Annotated in this window: 1 protein-coding gene; it reads left to right on the top strand. The window is 72.3% G+C overall.

The features are described from left to right. Nucleotides 1-139 precede the first annotated feature (139 nt). A complete protein-coding gene (locus tag AB0M20_RS42780) occupies nt 140-1,432 on the top strand; it encodes an alpha/beta fold hydrolase (RefSeq protein WP_364307155.1) in 1,293 nt (430 codons plus the stop codon). Nucleotides 1,433-1,543 lie beyond the last annotated feature (111 nt).

Raw genomic sequence — 1,543 nt, 5'->3', positions numbered from 1 at the left:
CCGCGCTGCGCGCTTTTGTTTTCTTACACCGCCCGCTTCCCCATCGGCCAGTCCCGCCCCGGGGGGTTCTGCTCCTCCCGGGTGGTGGCCGCCCACCCGTCGGCCGCCACCCGCCGCTGCCCGGAAGGCCCTCATCCCCATGCGTCGCCAACTGGCCCTGCTGTCCGTCCTCAGCCTCCTCCTGACCACCGCCGGCGCGCTCCCCGCGCACGCCGCCGTCCCCCGCCCGATCCTCTTCCTGCACGGCGCGGCCGGGTCGGCCGCCCAGTTCGAGACGCAGGCCAAGCGCTTCGCGAGCAACGGCTATCCCGTGGCCGCCGTCGACGGCATCGACTACGACTTCAGCTTCGCCCAGGAGAGCTCCGGCGCGGTGCTGACCCGGCTGGAGCAACGGATCGACCAGCTGCGCCGGGAGACCGGCGCCGACAAGGTCGAGCTGGTCGCGCACTCGCTGGGCACGTTCCTCGCCCAGAGCTTCCTCGACACCCGGTCCCGGGCGGCGAAGGTCGCGCACTACGTCAACCTCGACGGCTCCACCGCGCTGCGTCAGCCCGGCGGCGTGCCCACCCTGGCGATCTGGGGCGAGGGCTCGACGTTGCGCCGGATCCGGGGCGCCGCCAACGTCTACCAGAGCGACCAGTCACACACCCAGACCGTCACGTCCGTGCAGAGCTTCACGCAGATGTACCGGTTCTTCACCGGCTCCGCCCCGGCGACCACCGCCGTGGTGCCCCAGCCCGGACCGATCAGCCTGTCCGGACGCGCCGTGCTGTTCCCCTCCAACGGCGCAGCCTCGGGCATGTCGGTCGACGTCTTCGAGGTGAGCGCGACCACCGGGGCCCGGCTGAGCAACTCGCCGGCCGCGTCCTTCCCGATCGGCGCCACCGGCGAGTTCGGCCCGTTCACCGGCCGGGCCGACGCCCGTTACGAGTTCGCGGTGCACCAGGGCGGCGGCGCCGTGCAGCACCAGTACTTCCCGGCCTTCCAGCGCGGCGACCGCCTGATCCGGCTGCTGACCAACCGCCCCGGCGAGGGCATCGGCGCCCGGGTGCCGATCGGGCCCGCGCACAGCGCGCTGTCGCTGTCGCGGTACAAGGAATGGTGGGGTGACCAGGGTACGAACAGCGACGTCCTGGCCGTCAACGGCACCAACATCCTCAACGCGACGACCTCGCCCCGGGAGAAACGCGTCATCGGGATGTTCGCCCACGACCAGAACACCGACCGGCGGACCGACCTGAGCGTCGCGCTGCCCGACTTCGACGAGACCTTCATCTCCGCCGCCGACGTCTACATCCCCGCCGCGCCGGACGGCAGCGGCACCATCACCGTCGCCGTGCAGTCCCGCGCCGGCGGCGGCACCCAGCGGTTCGTCGTGCCGAACTGGCCCTCCGACACCGGCCGGATCACGATCAATGTGAGCGACTCATGACCACTCGCCGTACCCTCATCACCCTCGCCGCCGGCGTGCCGGTCGCGCCGCTCCCCCTCCTGAAACCCGCTCCCGACGTGGCCGACACCGTGTCCGGCAAGGTCCGCGGCC

This window comes from Actinoplanes sp. NPDC051633 (assembly GCF_040681735.1).
Lineage (GTDB): Bacteria > Actinomycetota > Actinomycetes > Mycobacteriales > Micromonosporaceae > Actinoplanes.
The sequence above is the reverse complement of the archived record's forward strand: the minus strand, read 5'-3'. Positions and strand labels throughout refer to the sequence as shown.